Origin of the sequence: Actinospica acidithermotolerans, assembly GCF_018139625.1 — a bacterium.
In the GTDB taxonomy this organism is placed as follows: domain Bacteria; phylum Actinomycetota; class Actinomycetes; order Streptomycetales; family Catenulisporaceae; genus Actinospica; species Actinospica acidithermotolerans.
On record NZ_JAGSOH010000039.1, the window covers coordinates 1 to 17,118 of the forward strand.

The 17,118-nt window shown below is 70.2% G+C and carries 15 protein-coding genes; 12 read left to right on the plus strand and 3 right to left on the minus strand.

The features are described 5' to 3' along the window. Positions 1 to 210 precede the first annotated feature (210 nt). Positions 211 to 1,383, minus strand: coding sequence for a uroporphyrinogen-III synthase (locus KDK95_RS15080; RefSeq protein ID WP_212518786.1), 1,173 nt, complete (start codon positions 1,381 to 1,383; stop codon positions 211 to 213). A gap of 216 nt (positions 1,384 to 1,599) precedes the next feature. Here KDK95_RS15080 and KDK95_RS15085 point away from each other — a divergent pair, with 216 nt between their 5' ends. From KDK95_RS15085 to KDK95_RS15135, 11 genes are all read left to right on the plus strand, one after another. Further along, positions 1,600 to 2,940, plus strand: a complete 1,341-nt coding sequence (locus KDK95_RS15085) for a nitrate/nitrite transporter (RefSeq protein WP_212518787.1) — start codon at positions 1,600 to 1,602, stop codon at positions 2,938 to 2,940. Positions 2,941 to 3,129: 189 nt separating this feature from the next. Beyond that, positions 3,130 to 4,437 carry an extracellular catalytic domain type 1 short-chain-length polyhydroxyalkanoate depolymerase gene (locus tag KDK95_RS15090; protein ID WP_249161305.1) on the plus strand — a complete coding sequence of 436 codons (1,308 nt, stop codon included), beginning with the start codon at positions 3,130 to 3,132 and terminating at the stop codon, positions 4,435 to 4,437. A gap of 97 nt (positions 4,438 to 4,534) precedes the next feature. After that, positions 4,535 to 5,818, plus strand: a complete 1,284-nt coding sequence (locus tag KDK95_RS15095; RefSeq protein ID WP_212518789.1) for an ABC transporter substrate-binding protein — start codon at positions 4,535 to 4,537, stop codon at positions 5,816 to 5,818. Positions 5,819 to 5,829: 11 nt separating this feature from the next. Continuing rightward, on the plus strand, positions 5,830 to 6,696 hold the full coding sequence (locus tag KDK95_RS15100) for a branched-chain amino acid ABC transporter permease (protein WP_212518790.1): 867 nt from the start codon (positions 5,830 to 5,832) through the stop codon (positions 6,694 to 6,696). A gap of 81 nt (positions 6,697 to 6,777) precedes the next feature. Further along, complete coding sequence (locus tag KDK95_RS15105) at positions 6,778 to 7,800, plus strand: branched-chain amino acid ABC transporter permease (RefSeq protein WP_212518791.1); 1,023 nt, start codon at positions 6,778 to 6,780, stop codon at positions 7,798 to 7,800. Further along, entirely contained in the window at positions 7,797 to 8,543 is a 747-nt protein-coding gene (locus KDK95_RS15110; protein ID WP_212518831.1) for an ABC transporter ATP-binding protein, read from the plus strand. The genes KDK95_RS15105 and KDK95_RS15110 overlap by 4 nt, the downstream gene beginning before the upstream one ends. 27 nt (positions 8,544 to 8,570) lie before the next feature. Next, positions 8,571 to 9,305, plus strand: a complete 735-nt coding sequence (locus KDK95_RS15115) for an ABC transporter ATP-binding protein (protein ID WP_212518792.1) — start codon at positions 8,571 to 8,573, stop codon at positions 9,303 to 9,305. 109 nt (positions 9,306 to 9,414) lie between these two features. Next, positions 9,415 to 10,197 carry a DUF6585 family protein gene (locus KDK95_RS15120; protein ID WP_212518793.1) on the plus strand — a complete coding sequence of 261 codons (783 nt, stop codon included), beginning with the start codon at positions 9,415 to 9,417 and terminating at the stop codon, positions 10,195 to 10,197. A gap of 120 nt (positions 10,198 to 10,317) precedes the next feature. Then, positions 10,318 to 11,178, plus strand: coding sequence for a hypothetical protein (locus KDK95_RS15125; RefSeq protein WP_212518794.1), 861 nt, complete (start codon positions 10,318 to 10,320; stop codon positions 11,176 to 11,178). A 385-nt stretch (positions 11,179 to 11,563) separates the two neighbouring features. Then, on the plus strand, positions 11,564 to 12,451 hold the full coding sequence (locus KDK95_RS15130; RefSeq protein ID WP_212518795.1) for a nuclear transport factor 2-like protein: 888 nt from the start codon (positions 11,564 to 11,566) through the stop codon (positions 12,449 to 12,451). A gap of 152 nt (positions 12,452 to 12,603) precedes the next feature. After that, positions 12,604 to 14,058, plus strand: a complete 1,455-nt coding sequence (locus KDK95_RS15135; protein ID WP_249161307.1) for an NAD-dependent succinate-semialdehyde dehydrogenase — start codon at positions 12,604 to 12,606, stop codon at positions 14,056 to 14,058. A 12-nt stretch (positions 14,059 to 14,070) separates the two neighbouring features. Here KDK95_RS15135 and KDK95_RS15140 read toward each other — a convergent pair whose 3' ends face one another. Both KDK95_RS15140 and KDK95_RS15145 read right to left on the minus strand, forming a co-directional pair. Beyond that, on the minus strand, positions 14,071 to 14,811 hold the full coding sequence (locus tag KDK95_RS15140; protein ID WP_212518797.1) for an ABC transporter permease: 741 nt from the start codon (positions 14,809 to 14,811) through the stop codon (positions 14,071 to 14,073). Then, on the minus strand, positions 14,808 to 15,767 hold the full coding sequence (locus KDK95_RS15145; RefSeq protein ID WP_212518798.1) for an ABC transporter ATP-binding protein: 960 nt from the start codon (positions 15,765 to 15,767) through the stop codon (positions 14,808 to 14,810). Before KDK95_RS15145 ends, KDK95_RS15140 begins: the two co-directional genes overlap by 4 nt. A 237-nt stretch (positions 15,768 to 16,004) precedes the next feature. On the opposite strand from KDK95_RS15145, the gene KDK95_RS15150 reads away from it, so the two are divergent. Continuing rightward, on the plus strand, positions 16,005 to 17,111 hold the full coding sequence (locus KDK95_RS15150; RefSeq protein ID WP_372463329.1) for an LLM class flavin-dependent oxidoreductase: 1,107 nt from the start codon (positions 16,005 to 16,007) through the stop codon (positions 17,109 to 17,111). The last annotated feature ends 7 nt before the right edge of the window (positions 17,112 to 17,118 follow it).

The window sequence follows — 17,118 nt, forward strand, 5'->3', positions numbered from 1 at the left end:
GGGAGGGCAAGCGCAAACCGGGGAGCAGCAAAGCTGCGACACGAAACCGCAGCCGAACAACCATTGCAACGGGCACTCAGAGCCAGCTCGGCAGAGGCGGTGAAGCAATAGACGAATGTGGATGCTCAATGGCTAGCGGCCAATGATCCGCAGCTTACTGATGATCTGCGACGATCGATTTTCCGCGACGATCGATCCTGGGCCCTGCAGCTACCGGCCAGGCACGGCGGCGACTGGCTGGCGTTCGGCCGCTAGGCGGTAGCCGCGCTTCGGGACGGTCACCACTAGGCCGGCGTGCTCGCCGAGTGCGGCGCGCAGCCGGGCGACGGTTACCTCGACGATGTGATCAGCGCCGCGCCGTCCCCACACCCGGCGCAGTAGGTCGGTGCGCGAGATGACGCGGCCTGGGCTGCGCGCCAGTTCGTGCAGTACGGCCGCGGGCTGAGTGGGCAGTGTGACGACGGTCCCGCCGATGCCGACCGCGTTGCCTTGCATGACGACGTCGCCCAACGCCGTGTGGATCGTCTGCCGCAGCCTGCTTGGCAGTTCGTCCGTCAGTACCCGGACCAGCGAGCCGAGCCGGCCGCGCTCGGGCCAGAGGGCCGGCAGCTCCTGCGAGAGGAACGGCTGCGCGCACAGCTCGCCTATGCACGCCGCCAGTACCGGCTCGGTGAAGGCCTCGCGTACCCGCGCGCCTTCGCCGATTGCGTCCGCCGCATCGAGTAGGGCCGTAGCGCCGGGTGCCGAGGTGAAGGCGACGGCGTGCACCTCGTGTCGGGCGATCGCGTGTACGAGCCGGTCCACGGCGGCTGGGTCCGGGGAGGGCCCCCAGCGGTAGACCGGCACGTCGATCACCTCGGCCCCGCACTCGCGTAGGGCCTCGACGAAGGCTGCGTCGTAGTTGGCGTGCCGCTGGACCGCGATCCGGGTGCCTTGCAGTGAGCGCGCCGTGAGCCAGTTGAGGATCTCGCGGCTCTCCTCGGTCGGCGAGGCGAAGCTCTCGCTCAGCCCGCTCGCTCGCACGGCGCCCGTCGCCTTCGGCCCCCGCGTGAGCACGGAGGCGAACCGGCACCTCGCGGTCAGTGCCTCTTCGAGGCCCCAGCCTTCCGCCGCGTTCATCCAGCCGCGCCAGCCGATCCCCGTCGTGGCTACGACGTAGTCGAGACGGCCGCTTACGCACGCCTTCGTCGCCTCGTACAGCGGGGCCTCGTCGTCGAACTGCTCGATGCGCAGCGTGGGAGCCGACACCACACGGGCGCCACGCCGTTCGAGCAGCATCGTCAGCTCTTCGCGGCGGCGGTCGGCGGTGATGCCGACGACGCACCCGGCGAGCGGCACGGAGCCGTAGGGGTCCGCGAACGCGACGTCGGCCGGGGTGTGCATGCACAGATCATGGTCAACGAGCGTTTCCGCGACGTTTCCCCGATGCGACCGGACCATCAAGAACCGCCCAGAAAAACGCCTCACATCCGGCCCGTGCCGCCAGAGAGTGCCGTGTTCCGTACGCGCAACCCGGCGGAGACGGTCGGGAAACCGCCCTCGGCGAACGTCGGATACAGCGAGGTCACCGCCCCCACGAAACGATCCGGAGAGTCCCCGATGTCACGTTGGATCACCGACTGGAACCCCGAGGACGAGACGTTCTGGCAGGAAAGAGGCCGACGTGTCGCCCTGCGCAACATGATCACGTCGATCGCCTGCGAGCACATCGGCTTCTCGGTGTGGAGCCTGTGGTCGGTCCTGGTGCTCTTCCTCGGCCCGGCCTACCACGTCGACGCCGCCGGCAAGTTCACCCTCACCGCGATCCCCACCTTCATCGGCGCCGTGCTACGGCTGCCGTACAGCTACGCCGTCGTACGCTTCGGCGGCCGCAACTGGACAATCGTCAGCGCGCTGCTGCTGCTCATCCCGACGATCTCGGCCACGTTCCTGATCCACCCGGGCGTCTCCTACTCGACGCTCGTCGTCCTGTCCGCGCTCGCCGGCTTCGGCGGCGGCAACTTTGCCTCCGCGATGACGAACATCAACGCCTACTACCCGCAGCGGCTCAAGGGCTGGGCGCTCGGCCTGAACGCGGGCGGCGGCAACATCGGCGTCGCGGTCGTACAGCTCGTCGGCCTGCTGGTGCTGGCCACGGCCGGCAAGGGCCACCCGGCCGTGATGACCGGCGTCTACATTCCGCTGGTCGTCATCGTCGCCGCGACCGCCGCGCTGAGCATGGACAATCTCGCCGTGCAGCGCGACAAGGGCGCGCTGGCGCTCGCGGCCCGGCAGCCGCAGACCTGGTCCATCTCGCTGCTCTACATCGGCACCTTCGGCTCGTTCATCGGCTTCGGCTTCGCGTTCGGGCAGGTGCTGCAGGTGCAGTTCGCGCACTCGTACCCGACGCCGCTCAAGGCCGCCTACATCACGTTCCTCGGCCCGCTGATCGGCTCGCTTGTGCGCCCGGTCGGCGGTCGGCTCGCCGACCGCTTCGGCGGCGGCCCGGTCAGCTTCGCCACGTTCGTGCTGATGGCGGGCGGCGCGGCCGTCGTGCTGATCGCCTCCTCGGCGAAGTCGCTCGGCCTGTTCATCGCCGGCTTCGTGCTGCTGTTCGCCTTCAGCGGCATCGGCAACGGCTCCGTCTACAAGCTCATCCCCGTCGCCTTCCGCGAGCGCCCCGACGGGGAGCGCATCTCCGGCGCGGTGATCGGCATCGCCGGAGCGATCGGCGCCCTCGGTGGCGTGCTCGTCAACATCGCGTTCCGCGAGTCCTTCCTGACCACGAAGAACGGCGACGCGGCGTACATCGCGTTCATCGCGTACTACGTGCTCTGCTCCGCGCTCACCTGGGCCGTCTACCTGCGCAAGGCCCGTTCGGCCGCGGCGTCGGCCGACGAGTCGACCGTGACGCCCGGGGTCGTGACGCCCGCGGTCGAGGCGGCCGCGGAGGCGGTCTGACGACGTAGGCCGGCTGCTCGACCGGCGCCGCGTGCCGTGTGGTTTCTCGACACAGCACGCGGCGCCGCTATGTCTATGCACTCCATCGACCGCTGTGCGAACGGGGACCTACCGTCTGCCGGAATCCTCGTACCCACCTCAAAGAAGAGGGCAGCGGTTATGGTCTCCAGATCCCCTTCGATCCGCGCTATGTCGGCGGTCGGCGCCGTCCTGGCAGTGCTCCTCGCGCTGGTCTACGTGCTGACCGGCGCGAGCACCGCGCTCGCGAACAGTTCGACGCTCACCCAGGTCTCGTCCTTCGGCTCGAACCCCGGCAACATCCAGATGTACGACTACGTGCCCACCTCGGCGGGATCGAACGCGCCGCTCGTCGTCGCGCTGCACGGCTGCACCCAGCAGGCCACCGACTACTACAACGACTCGGGCTGGCCGAGGTACGCCGACGAATGGGGCTTCGACGTCGTCTTCCCGAACCAGACCTCGAGCAACAACAGCCAGGACTGTTTCGACTGGTACACCCCCTCGGACGACTCGCGCGGCGCGGGCGAAGCGGAATCGATCATTCAGATGGTCGATTACATGGAGGCGCACTATTCGATCAATCCGAAGCGCATCTATGTCACCGGCCTGTCCGCGGGCGGCGGAATGACCGCCGACCTGCTGGCCGACTACCCGGACGTGTTCGCTTCCGGATCGATCGATTCCGGACTGCCCGCGCAGTGCGCCACGAGCCAGACCCAGGCGTACACCTGCATGGACAGCACGGTCAGCAACACGGTCGCGCAGTGGGCCGCGCTCGCCGAGAACTCGGACTCCGGGTACACGGGCCCGTGGCCGACCGTGCAGATCTGGCAGGGCACCTCCGACTACACCGTCAGCACGGCGAACTCGACCGAGTTGATGGACCAGTGGACGGGCGTGTGGGGCGTGAGCCAGACGGCCTCCTCGACCGAGTCGCTGACCGGCGGGACCACCGAGAAGGATTACGACAACAGCGCCGGCCAGCCGGTCGTCGAGACCTTCGCGATCTCCGGCATGGGCCACGGCCTCGCCGTGAACCCGGGCTCGGGCGCCGACCAGTGCGGCGCGACCGGCGCGTACTTCCTGAGCTACATCTGCTCGACGTACTACGCCGCGACGTTCTGGGGCCTGAACACGTCGTCGACCGCGACGGCTTCGTCCACTGCGACGGCTTCGTCCACTCCGACGGCCTCGTCGTCGCCTTCGGCCTCCGCCTCCGCCACGCCGACCGCGACCGCCACGCCGACGGCGACCGCCTCGGCGTCCGCTTCCGCTAGTAGCTCCGGCACCTATACGACGAGCTGCTACACCGCCGACAACTACACACAGACCGTCGACGGCCGCGCGTACCAGTCCGGCGGCAACACCTTCGCCGACGGCTCCAACGACGCGATGGGCCTGTGGAACCTGTACGTGACCTCAAGCCTCGAAGAGACGTCGCCGGGTTACTACATAGTGGTCGCCACCTGCCCGTAGCGCCACTTTGTGTGGCGGGACACCATGCCCGCGGCCGCCGGACCTGTCTAGCGTTTCGCGCCATCACCCTCAGTGCCCCAAGAAGAGAGACAGTGCAATGGCGCGCTTCAACGCTCAAAGATGGACCGGCCTGGCGGCGGCCCTGCTGATGTGCGGCTCGGCCGCGGCGTGTGCGAACGCCGCGGCCGGTACCGGCGGCAGCGGCGGGGCCGGCGGCGGCAGCGGATCCGGCGGCACGGTCACGATCGGCGAGTCGACCACGCTCAGCGGCGCGATCGCCTCGCTCGGCCAGACCGGACTGCAGGGCGTGCAGCTGGCCGCAGCCGACATCAACGCCAAGGGCGGCCTGCTCGGCAAGCAGATCAAGGTGGTCAGCGCGGACGACGCGGCGACCCCGGCCACCGGCGTCTCCAACGTGCGCACCATGCTCGACGCCGACCACGCCGTCGCGATCTTCGGCCCGGTGGCCAGCTCCGTCGCGTCGGCAGAGGAGCAGATCACCAACGCGCAGCAGATCCCGATCTTCCTGCACACCTCGAACGACATCGGCCTGACCACGACCACGTACAGCAAGTACGTCTTCCAGGACGTGCCGAACACCGTGATGGAGCCGCGCGCCGCCGCCGACTACCTGGCCACGCAGCTGCACGGCAAGAGCGTGACCATCGCGACCTTCGCGCCGAACTACTCCTTCGGCCAGGACACCGTCGCCGGCTTCATCCAGGCGCTCAAGGCCGAGAACGTGCACTACACGCTCGTGAAGCAGGAGTTCCCGCCGCTGGGGGCGACCGACATCAGCTCGTACCTCGCGGCCATCGAGTCGGCCCAGCCGGACTACGTGTTCAACGCCCAGTTCGGCGGCGACCTCGTCGCCTTCACCAAGCAGGCGGAGAGCTACGGTCTGTTCGCGAAGACGAAGGTCATCGCGATGTACGACTACTCCGTCCTCCAGTCGCTCGGCTCCGCGGCCCCGACCGGCGCGATCGGCTTCGACCGCGCGCCGTACTGGACGGATGACAACTCGACGATGAGCGCGTTCGTGGACGAGTTCCGCGCCAAGTACGGCGACGCGCCGAGCGAGTGGGCGATCCTCGGCTACGCGGCCGTGCAGCAGTGGGCGTGGGGCGTCGAGCACGCGAAGTCCTTCTCCGGCGACGCCGTCTCCGCCGCGCTCTCCGGTGCCTCCCCGGCCACGATCCTCGGCAGCCCGCAGATCCGCGCCTGCGACCACCAGACGGAGCTGCCCGAATACGTCGGCACCGTCTCCGCCCAGGCCGCCTCGTCCAGCGACCCGACCCACCTGTGGGACACTCCCGCGTTCGAGGCGCAGTTCGACCAGATCGACTACAGCTGCGCCCAGATGACGGCGCTGCAGAAGTAGCTGGTCCGGCCATGAACACCTTCGTCACCGAAACCGTCAGCATCCTGACGAACGCCGCCATGCTGTTCGTCGTCGCGGCCGGGCTCACGCTGGTCTTCGGCGCGCTCCGGCTGATCAACATGGCGCACGGCAGCCTCTTCATGGTCGGCGCGCTGACCGTCGCGTCCCTCGCCTCCGGTCTGACCGGGGGCTGGGGATTCGCGGTCGCGCTGATCGCCGCCGTCGGGCTGTGCGCGGCCCTGGGCGCGGGCATCGAGATCAGCATCCTGCGCCGCCTGCACGACCGCGAGCCGCTGGCCCAGCTGCTCGCCACGTTCGCCCTCGTCCTCGTCGCCGCCGACCTCGCGCAGCGCGTGTGGGGCACCTCGGACCGGACCGTGGCCACGCCGGTCGCCGGGAGGTTCAGCGTGGGCGGCGCCGTCGTCCCGGAATACGACCTCATCGTCATCGGCATCGCCGCCGCCGTCGCCCTCGGGCTGTGGCTGCTGCTCGCCCGCACCGCCACCGGCTGGCGGGTCCGCGCGGCCGTGGAGGACCCGGAGACCCTGTCCGTCGGCGGCACGAACCTCGCCCTCCTGCGCACCAGCGTCTTCGCGCTCGGCGCGGGGCTGGCCGGGCTCGCCGGAGCCGCGATCGCACCGCTCGAATCCGTCGGCCCGGGCCTCGACACGCAGATCATCGTCGCGGCGTTCATCGTCACCGTGGTCGGCGGCCTCGGCTCGGTCGTCGGCGCGGCGCTCGGCGCGGTGGTCATCGCCACCGTCGAGGGCCTGGGCACGCTCTGGGTCCCCAGCTACGCCTCCAGCGCCGGCTACCTCGTGATGATCCTCGTGCTGGCCGTGCGCCCCTGGGGCCTGTTCGGCACCCCGGACAGATAGCGGACGGAGAGCGGAAAGCACGCGCACGGCCCGCGCACGGAAGACCGCGCCCGGAAAGACAGGAACCTGACGGAAGACCCCATGACAGTCCTCGAAGAGAAGATCCCCCCGGCCACGGCGCGGCCCGCGCCGCGCCCGGCCGCCCGCCTCCTCCCGCTGCTCGCGGGTGCCGCGGCCCTCGCGCTGCTGGCCGCCGCGCCCTACCTCGTCACCGTCTCCGCCATCCTCAGCCTCGAGCAGGTCGCCGCGTTCGCCGTCTTCGCCGTCGCCGCGAACCTGCTCATCGGCCAGGCCGGCCTGGTCAGCTTCGGGCAGGGGGTGTTCTTCGGCCTCGGCGCTTACACCGTCACCCTCGGCTGGGAGCACGCCGGCCTGAGCTTCTGGGAGGGTTTCGCGCTCGCCCCGGTGCTCGGCGCCGCGGCGGCGGCGCTGATCGGCCTCGTCGCCCTGCGTGCCCGCACCCTCTACTTCGCCCTGATCACGCTGGCGTTCTCGCAGCTGTTCTACCAGCTCGTCGAGCAGAACACCGGCTTCACCGGCGGCGCGAACGGCGTGTTCGCACCCGTAGTCCCGGCCTGGATGGAAAGCCCCGTAGAAGGTTACCTGACGCTCCTCGGCATCGCCGTCGCCGCGCTGCTGGCGCTGTGGTGGCTCTACCGGTCCGACTTCGGCCTGCTGCTGCGCGCCTCCCGGGAGAACCGCGCCCGCGTCCAGGCCCTCGGCACGAACGTCTACCGCCTGCACCTGCTCGCGTTCACCGTCTCCGGCGCCTTCTGCTCGCTGGCCGGGGCGATGTTCGTGGTCTACAACCAGGGTTCGAATGCAGAGCTCTTCGACTGGACGACGTCGGGCCAGGCCGTGCTGATGAGCGTGATCGGCGGCATGTACACGTTCGCGGGCCCGGTCGTCGGCGCGTTCGTCTACCAGTTCGGGCACGACTGGCTGGTGCGCTACGTCTCCGACTGGCAGCTCGTGCTCGGCGGAGTGCTGCTGCTCGTCGTGATCCTGCGCCCTGACGGCCTGGCCGGAGCCCTCCGCCGCCCCGGCCGTCTCCGGCTCTCCGGCCGTCTCGAACTCCCGAGCCGACTGCGAGGCCGCAAGTGACCGAGCTACTGACCATCAGGGGCCTGACCCGCGACTTCGGCGGCTTCCGCGCCGTGGACGGCGTGGACCTGGACGTGGCCCAGGGTGCGATCCACTCCGTGATCGGCCCCAACGGCGCCGGCAAGAGCACCCTGTTCTCGCTGATCACCGGCGAGCGCAGACCTACCGCAGGGACGGTCCGCTTCGACGGCCGCGACCTGACCGGCCTCGCCCCGCACGCCGTCACCCGCGCCGGCCTCGCCAAGGCCTTCCAGACCACCAGCATCTTCCCCCGCCTCACGGTCGGCGAGTCCGTCTGCGCCGCTCTGGCGGCCCGCAACGCCCAGCTCAGGCTCCTGCGCTCGCGCACCAAGGCCGGCATCCGCGCCGAGGCGGAGACGATCTGCGGCGCGCTGGGCCTGGCCGAGCACATCCACCGGGCGGGCTCCGCCCTCTCCCACGGCGACCAGCGCGCCCTGGAGGTCGCCCTGGCCCTCGCCACCGCCCCCCGCCTGCTGCTGCTCGACGAGCCGACGGCCGGCATGTCCCCGTTCGAGACGAAGCGCGTCGTCGACCAGATCACCGGCCTCGCCCGCGAACGCGGCCTGACCGTGCTGTTCTCCGAACACGACCTCGACACCGTCTTCTCGATCTCCGACGAGGTCACGGTGATGCACCAGGGCCGCGTACTGGCCCACGGCCCGGCAGCCGAGGTGCGGGCGAACGACGAAGTGATGGCCGTCTACCTCGGAAGCGAGCCGTGACCCGTGACCACCGAAGCAAGGAGATCCGTGCCGCACACGACGACGATGGCGACGATGCTCGAACTCACCGACGTCGACACGTACTACGGCGCCAGCCACATCCTCCAGGGCCTCTCGCTGAAGGTCGGCGCGGGCGAGGCGGTCGCTCTCCTGGGCCGCAACGGCGCCGGCAAGACCACCACGATGCGCAGCGTCCTCGGGCTCACCCCGCCCAAGCGCGGCAGCATCCTGATGGACGGCACCGAGATCGCCCGCGCCAAGACCCACCGGATCGCGCGCCAGGGCGTGGCGTTCGTGGCCAGCGGACGCCGCGTCTTCGGCGGCCTCACCGTGGCCCAGAACCTGGAACTGGCCGCCCGCACCCTGGGCAAGCGCGCAGCCGCCGACGGCCGCACCCTGGAAGACGTCCTCACCGTCTTCCCCAAGCTCCGCGAGCTGGCCGACCGACGCGCGGGCTTCCTCTCCGGCGGCGAACAGCAGATGCTCAAACTGGCCAGAGCCCTGCTGGGCAACCCCCGCCTGCTGCTGCTGGACGAGCCCACCGAGGGGCTGTCCCCGGCTGTGGTCTCCGACCTCGGCCGCTGGCTGGACCGGCTGCGCGAGCAAGGCCTGAGCATCCTGCTCACCGAGCAGAACGCCCTCTTCGCCCTGGCTCACGTCGACCGCGGGTACGTCATGCTCAAGGGCCGCATCACCCACGAGGCGAGCGCGGAGGAACTCCGCTCCAGCGAGGAGGTGCGCGCAGCCCTCGGCGTCGGCTGAGGGCGCTCGACGGACGCGCGCGCCACCGCAGCCTCTATCTCAGAATAGTGAGTAAGGGTACTGTGGCCTTGAAAGGGACTCTGGCATCTCGTGTCCGGAGGAGCCGTCGATGGCCGACCCCGTACCAGCACAGGTCGCTACCGCCGCCCAGACGCTTGGTCTGGGCGAACTTCGGGAGGTCCACAACGGGCCCTCGAACGCCGTCTACGTCTTCCTGTGGTGGGGCTACGCCTTCATCGTGGGCGGACCCGGGTTCGTCATGCTCAGCCCGAGCGCGAATCTCTTCGGCCACGGCAGTGCCGTGGGCAAAGTCATCACGATTCTGATCGGAGTGGTGCTGGTAGGCGGCGCGGCCGCGATGGTGTGGCGGGGCTTGCGGATCATCGTCAATCGCAAGCTCTACCTCTACCCGGGCGGGATCGTCTACACGCACCCGTCGGGACGGGCGAAGTGGTACGGGGCCTGGCAGGACGTGCAGGTGTATTGGGGTCAGGGCGCCGCGCGCGGATCGGAGCAGTACCGGATCGTCTTCCCGCAGGGCGGGAGAGTGCGGTGGGGCGTCAAGACGAGGTACCAGGATGTGATGGCCGAGAGGAACGGAGTCGGCGCGCAGGCGCGGCGGCTGAGTACCGCCCATGTCCTGCCGCTCATGCTGGACCGGTTCCGGGCCGGCGAGATGCTGGAGTTCGGTCCGCTCCACATCGACCGCAAGGGCCTGATCTATGAGCGGCTGGACGTCGCCTGGCCGGAAGTCACGTCCGTGACGGTACTCGGCAGAATCGCGCTGATCTTCCACCTCACGGAGAAGCGCAGATTCAGTGTGAAGCTGGGGAAGATCCCCGATCTCAACGTGCTGCTGCGCTTGATCGAGATCGCCAGAAGCTCCCGGTGAACCGACGGCATCCGCCGGGCCCGGAAAAGCTGCGGCAAAGCCCTCTCGACCGCCGTTGCACGCCGTGACCCGCGCCGGTAGTGTCCGGCCCGCTTAGGTTCTGCTGGGGAGGGAGCGGCGGTGAAGTCGGGCACGAGGTGGTCTACGGCGCTCGCGCTGGTCGCGGCGGCGTGGGTGACGGTCGGCGGCGTGGCGCACGCGGACACCGTCTACGGGGTGACGGTGCCGGACGCGGCGTTCACCGCCGGTACGGGTACCCAGACGCTCGACATCACGATCGCGCCGAACTCCCGCGTCGTGGGCAGCGCCGATCAGGTGGGCGTGTCCTCCGTCGCGGGTCTCGTCACCGGCATCTCCGCATCCGGCGCCGGCGGAACGTGCTCCGGCTCGCCCGGCGCGTGGATCTGCCAGCCGAGCGGCACGACGTGGCGAGCCGGGGACATCCGGGTGTACGTGAGCACGGCGACGGCGACGTGTGGCAACTCCATGGAGGTTTGCGGTCGCGAGCCGCTCACCGCCGACGTCGACGGCGCGGGACTGCCGATCGAGATCACCGGCAGCATCTTCATCGGCGCCGCTCCGACGCCGTCGCCGTCTCCGACCACGCCGGCGGCTCAACCGTCGAAGGCCGCGCCCTCGTCCGCGCCGACCACGCCGGCTTCGACGCGGGCGGCCGCGGAGCAGGCCGCGACCGTGGCCGCATCTCAGGTTCGCGCCCCAGCCTCCACGAGCCCGTCGCCGCCCAGCCCCCCGGCGACGTCCGCGTCGCCGCCGCGCTCCGCGTCGCCCACCACTGAGGCCTCGTCCGCGTCGAGGACCAAGGCCGCGGTCGCGGCCGCCTCCAGCCCGCCGTCGGGCGTCGTCGACCTGGCCGACACGAGTTCGTCCTCGACGATGGCCGTCGTCGGACTGGCGATCGCGTTCCTACTCGTCGGCGCGACCTCCTCCGCATGGATTCGCCGAAACCGGCGCGAGCGCTAGGGCGTGTTTTGAAACTAGCGTCGGATCAGGCCGCGGCGTCTGACGCGTGCGATCGCAAGGCGCCGGGTCGTCCGCATACTGGGCGTACGTGGGCGATCCGGCAACGCGGCGAGCGTGCGTGGCAGGCGTCGCGGACCCGGCGATAGTTGCAAAACACGCCCTAGATGCGCTCGGCACGCGGTCGTCCGCGGCGGCCGTGTACGCGCTGCTGCACGCCGTGGGGCAGCGCGCTTCCCACCATTGAGTTTCGTCCCTTGGCGCTGCTCGCGATCTCGACCGTCCGACCCGGTCTCGCGGATTCGCCGGGACCGCCCCGGCGACGCGGTGACCCGTGACCTGATCAAATGCTTCAATGGTCTGGTTCACTGTCTCGTGAGGACGGACGATGCAACTGACCCCCACTCAGGCGTTCCACCATCGCTGGTCTGCTGCCATGGCCGCGGGGGACGTCCACGCGCTGCGCGCGCTCTATCAGCCCGGTTCCTCGGTTCAGCTGTCCCTGGGCACCGGACAGGTGCTGATGGGCGCGGAGTCGATCGCGGCGGGGTACGCCGAGACGTTCGGGGTGATCGGCGGGGTCGTCACCGCCGGCGTCGAGCGCTTCGTCGACCTCGGGTTCGCCTACGTCGCGGAGTCGTGGCAGTCCAGCGGGTACGCGTCGACGCTGTCGTACGACGTGTTCGTGCTGGAGGGCGGCCTCGCGCGGTACCACGTCAGCGGCTCGGTCGCGCCGCGCACGCCCGCCGCGCTGCCCGCCGAGTCCGCCGCGCCCGGGCAGTTCTTCTACCGGCAGGTCTGGGACGCCACCAACGCGCGCGACCTGGCGGCCCTCGCGCAGCTCTACGCGCCGGATGCCGTGCGCGCGTCGGCCGGCGTCGTCCAGCGCGGCAGCCTGGCGATACTGCAGAGCGAGCAGCAGACCTGGGCGCAGGGCGGCGGGCAGCGGATCAGCAGCCTCTCGACCTTCGTGGAGGGGCCCAACATCCTCGCGGCGGAAGGCGTCATCGAAGCCGTCCTCATGGACGCGACGTTCAGCCTCGAGATCTACGACGTGTGGCTGATGCGCGGCGGCCAGGGCGTGTTGAACATCAGCGGGCTGATCAATCCGCGCCCGGAGGAGCTGAACCGGCTGATGCAGCGGGTGGCCTCGAGCCCGCGGCGTGCCGAGCATCCGGAGGCGTACGGGCAGAACCAGCTGGATAGCCGTCCCTACAGCCAGTTGGAGGGCGGCGTTTCGCGCAGTCAGCTGGAGGGCGGCTCCTATCAGCGGTGACCGGCCGCGTCGGCCGACGCCGCTCGCAGCCGACATGTCCGAAGCCGAGCGCATCGAGGAAGAGGTCGTACTCACCGAGGACGGACCGCGCGCCGTCACCCTCTTCCCGACGGAAGCGCTCTTCGTGGCCAATCGGTACTAAAATGAACAATATGACTAGCGACGGCGCTCTCAAGCTCGCTCCCACCCAACTGCTGATCGGCGGCGAACGCCGGGACTCCTCCGACGGCGCGCTGATGGACGTCTACGATCCGGCGACGGCGAGTGTCTTCACCCAAGTGGCGGACGGCAGCGTCGAGGACGGCCTGAGCGCCGTCGAGGCGGCGGCCGCCGCCGGACCGGGCTGGGCCGCGACCCCGCCGCGGCAGCGCGGCGAGGTGCTGCGCCGCACCTTCGAGCTGATGACCGAGCACGCGGAGGAACTGGCGCACCTGATGGTGCTGGAGAACGGCAAGGCCCTGCGGGACGCGCGCAGCGAGGTCGCGTACGCCGCCGAGTTCTTCCGCTGGTACGCCGAGGAGGCCGTGCGCGGCTTCGGCGAGCTCGGCACCGCCCCGTCCGGCGCCAACCGGATTCTCGTGATGCGTCAGCCGGTCGGCGTATGCGTGCTGGTCACGCCGTGGAACTTCCCGGCCGCGATGGCGACGCGCAAGATCGGCCCGGCGCTGGCCGCCGGCTGCTCGGTGGTACTCAAGCCCGCCAGTGACACGCCGCTGACCGCCCTCGCGATCGGCGCGCTGCTGGAGGAGGCGGGGGCGCCCGCGGGCGTGGTCAACGTCGTACCGTCGCGCAAGTCCGGGCCGGTCGTCTCCGCGATGCTGCACGACCCGCGGGTGCGCAAGCTGTCGTTCACCGGCAGCACCGAGGTCGGCCGCGCGCTGCTGCACGAGGCCGCCGACACCATCGTCAACACGTCGATGGAGCTCGGCGGCAACGCCCCGTTCCTCGTGCTCGACGACGCGGACGTCTCCGCGGCGGTCGAGGGCGCGATGCTCGCCAAGATGCGCAACGGCGGCGAGGCGTGCACGGCCGCCAACCGCTTCTACGTGCACCGGAGCGTCGCCGACGAGTTCTCCCGCGGGCTGGCCGACGCGATGGGCCACCTCGTCGTCGGGCCGGGCAGCGACCCGGCCACCGAGCTCGGCCCGCTGGTCAACCCGGCCGCCGTGGAGAAGGTCGAGGAGCTGGTCGCCGGCGCCCTCGACGAGGGTGCCCGCGCGCTGCTCGGTGCCACCCGCCCGGACCGGACCGGCTGGTACTACGACCCGACCGTGCTGACGAATGTGGGCAGCACCAACCCGATCCTCGGCGAGGAGGTCTTCGGGCCGGTCGCCCCCATCGTCGTGTTCGATGACGACGAGGAGGCGATCGCGGCCGCGAACGACACCGAGTTCGGGCTGGTCTCCTACCTCTACACCGGCGACCTCGCGCGCGGCCTGCGCGTCGCCGAGGCGCTGGAGGCCGGGATGATCGGCCTCAACCGGGGCCTGGTCAGCGACCCGGCCGCGCCCTTCGGCGGCGTGAAGCAGAGCGGCATCGGCCGCGAGGGCGGACATGAGGGAATGCTCGAATACCTGGAGTCGAAGTACATCGCCGTGCAGTGGTGACGACGGCCGGACTCAAGCCTTCACGCCGGTGAGCAGCCGCTCGCGGTCGAACAGCTTCGCGACGAACCTGCCGGCCGCGACGTCGATCGCGAGCAGCGCCAGGCCGAGGATGAGCGCGAGTCTGAGCGAAGGCGTGATGACGCCGAAGCCCATCAGCGCGGTCACAGCCAGCGGCGGCAGGCTCACGAGTGTGCTGAGCTGCTGCGCGACGCGGACGTCGCTCGCCCGCGTCGAGATCGCGATCCCGGCCCAGATCGACCAGGCGGCGAGCAGCGGCGTGAACAGCACCTGTGCCAGGATCCGGCCGGCCTGGAAGATGTCGTCGGAGACGTTCGGGTGCGCGAACAGCCCGGCGCAGGCGAGGAAGATCCCGTACATGGCGTAGGAGATCACGAGCGTCGGCAGGAAGGCGGCCAGCGCCTTGCCGAGCAGCAGTTCCTCGCGCGTCAGCGGCGTGGTCAGCACCGGTTCGAGCGTGCCCTGCTCGCGCTCGCCGACGATCGTGTAGGACGCGACCACCGCGGGCACCAGCGCCGGGATCAGGGTGAGGTAGAGGACCGAGACGCCGATCGCGGCGTCGAGCTTCTGCGAGGCCACGTCGGCGGGCAGCGAGAAGATCGTCACGATCGGCGCGATCATGAACAGGATCGGCATGATCGCCATGGTGGTCGCGATGAACCGGTTGCGCCGGTAGTCGCGGATCTCCTTGCCGACGACAGCCCGGATGCGGGTCGTGCTCAGGGTGCTGATCATCGCTGCTCGGCCTCCACGTCCGTGTCGATCATCTGGAGGTAGACGTCCTCGAGGGAGTGCCGGGTCGGGGTCAGCGCCAGCAGGTCCGCCCCGGCCGCGAGTACGGCACGCGCGGCGGCGGGGGCGGCGGCGTCCGGGTCGGTCACCGACAGCACGTACGCGCCGTCCTCGTTCCGGCGCCAGCCCTCGCAGCCGGGCAGTCCGGCCAGCACCCGGTCGGGATCGGCGAGCGGCTCCCGGGTGCGCACCTCGATGCTCTTGGCGAACAGCCGGTCGCGCAGCTCGTCCGGCCGCCCGATCGTCCGCAGCGTGGTGTTCATGATGCCCACGCGGTCGCACAGCCGCTCGGCCTCGGCGAGCCGGTGCGTGGTCAGGAAGATGGTCACGCCGCGCCGGCGCAGCCCGTCGATCAGCTCGTGCACCTCGCGGGCCGCGACCGGGTCCAGGCCCGAGGTGGGCTCGTCGAGGAAGAGCACCTGCGGGTCGCTCAGCAGCGCGCGGGCCAGCCCGACCCGCTGCTTCAGGCCCTTCGAGAGGGAGCGGCACAGGTCGTCCGCGCGGTGCTCGAGGCCGACGGCCTTGAGCGCGCGGGCGATCCGCTCGCGCCGGTCGGCCAGGTCGTACAGGCCGGCGAAGTAAGTCAGGTTCTCGGCGACGCTCAGCCGCAGGTAGAGGCCGGGGGACTCCGGCATGACCGCGATCCTGCCGCGGATCGCGACGCCGTTGGCCGCGTTCAGCGGCAGCCCGGCGACGCTCGCCGTGCCCGAGCTCGGCGCGATGAGGGTGCCGAGGGTGCGCACGGTCGTGGTCTTGCCCGCGCCGTTCGGCCCGAGGAACCCGAAGACCTCGCCGTAGTCGACGGCGAAGGAGACCTCGGAGAACGCCGTGCGTTCCCCGAAGCGCTTGGTGAGGCGGTCGACGACCAGCGCCGGCCCCGCGGATGACTGCGTGTTCACGCTTAAAGTGATATCACTTTGCTATAGGCCGGTCAACGGGCCGCGGACCTGCCCGGAGCCCGGCGATCGTGTTGACGTCCGGGCTGCGCGGGTGCGTGCGCGGCACGGGTGCGACGGTGCGGCAGGGCCCGGTCGCGCGGGGAGCGGGTGAAGATCGTCCGGGGGGAATAGCGGTCGGCGGACCCGCGTTCGCGGAGGTATAGTTGAATCGTCAACAACCTCGAAGGGGTGAGTGCCGTGCAGTTCGGGATCTTCACCGTCGGCGACGTCACGCCGGATCCCACCACCGGTCGGACGCCGACCGAGGGTGAGCGGATCAAGGCGATGACGGCGATCGCGTTGAAGGCCGAGGAGGTGGGCCTTGATGTGTTCGCGACGGGCGAGCATCACAATCCGCCGTTCGTGCCGTCGTCTCCGACGACGATGCTGGGGTGGATCGCGGCGCGCACGGAGCGCCTGGTCCTCTCGACGGCGACGACGTTGATCACGACGAACGATCCGGTGAAGATCGCGGAGGATTACGCGATGCTTCAGCACCTGTCCGGCGGCCGGGTGGACCTGGTGATGGGGCGGGGGAACACCGGTCCGGTCTATCCGTGGTTCGGCAAGGACATCCGGGACGGGATCCGGCTGGCGGTGGAGAACTACGCGCTGCTGCACCGGCTGTGGCGTGAGGATGTGGTCGACTGGGAGGGGAAGTACCGCACGCCGCTGCACGGGTTCACCTCGACGCCGCGTCCGCTCGACGGCGTGCCGCCGTTCGTGTGGCACGGCTCGATCCGCTCGCCGGAGATCGCGGAGCAGGCCGCGTATTACGGTGACGGGTTCTTCGCGAACAACATCTTCTGGCCGAAGGAGCACTACCAGAAGCTGATCGGCCTGTACCGGCGCCGGTTCGCGCACTACGGGCACGGGAGCGAGGAGCAGGCGATCGTCGGGCTCGGCGGCCAGGTGTTCATGCGCGAGAGGTCGCAGGATGCCGTCCGCGAGTTCAGGCCGTACTTCGACAACGCCCCGGTCTACGGGCACGGGCCCTCGCTGGAGGAGTTCACCCGGGACACGCCGCTGACCGTCGGCTCGCCGGACCAGGTGATCGAGAAGACGCTCAAGTTCCGCGACTACTTCGGCGACTACCAGCGCCAGCTGTTCCTGATGGACCATGCGGGACTGCCGCTCAAGACGGTGCTCGAGCAGCTCGACCTGCTCGGCGAGAAGGTCGTGCCGGTGCTGCGCGAGGAGTTCGCCAGGAACCGCCCGGCGAACGTCCCGGACGCCCCGACGCACGCGTCGCTGCTCGCCGCCGCGTCGAACCCGCCGGCGTCGCCGACCGCGTCGGACAGCTGAATCGGAA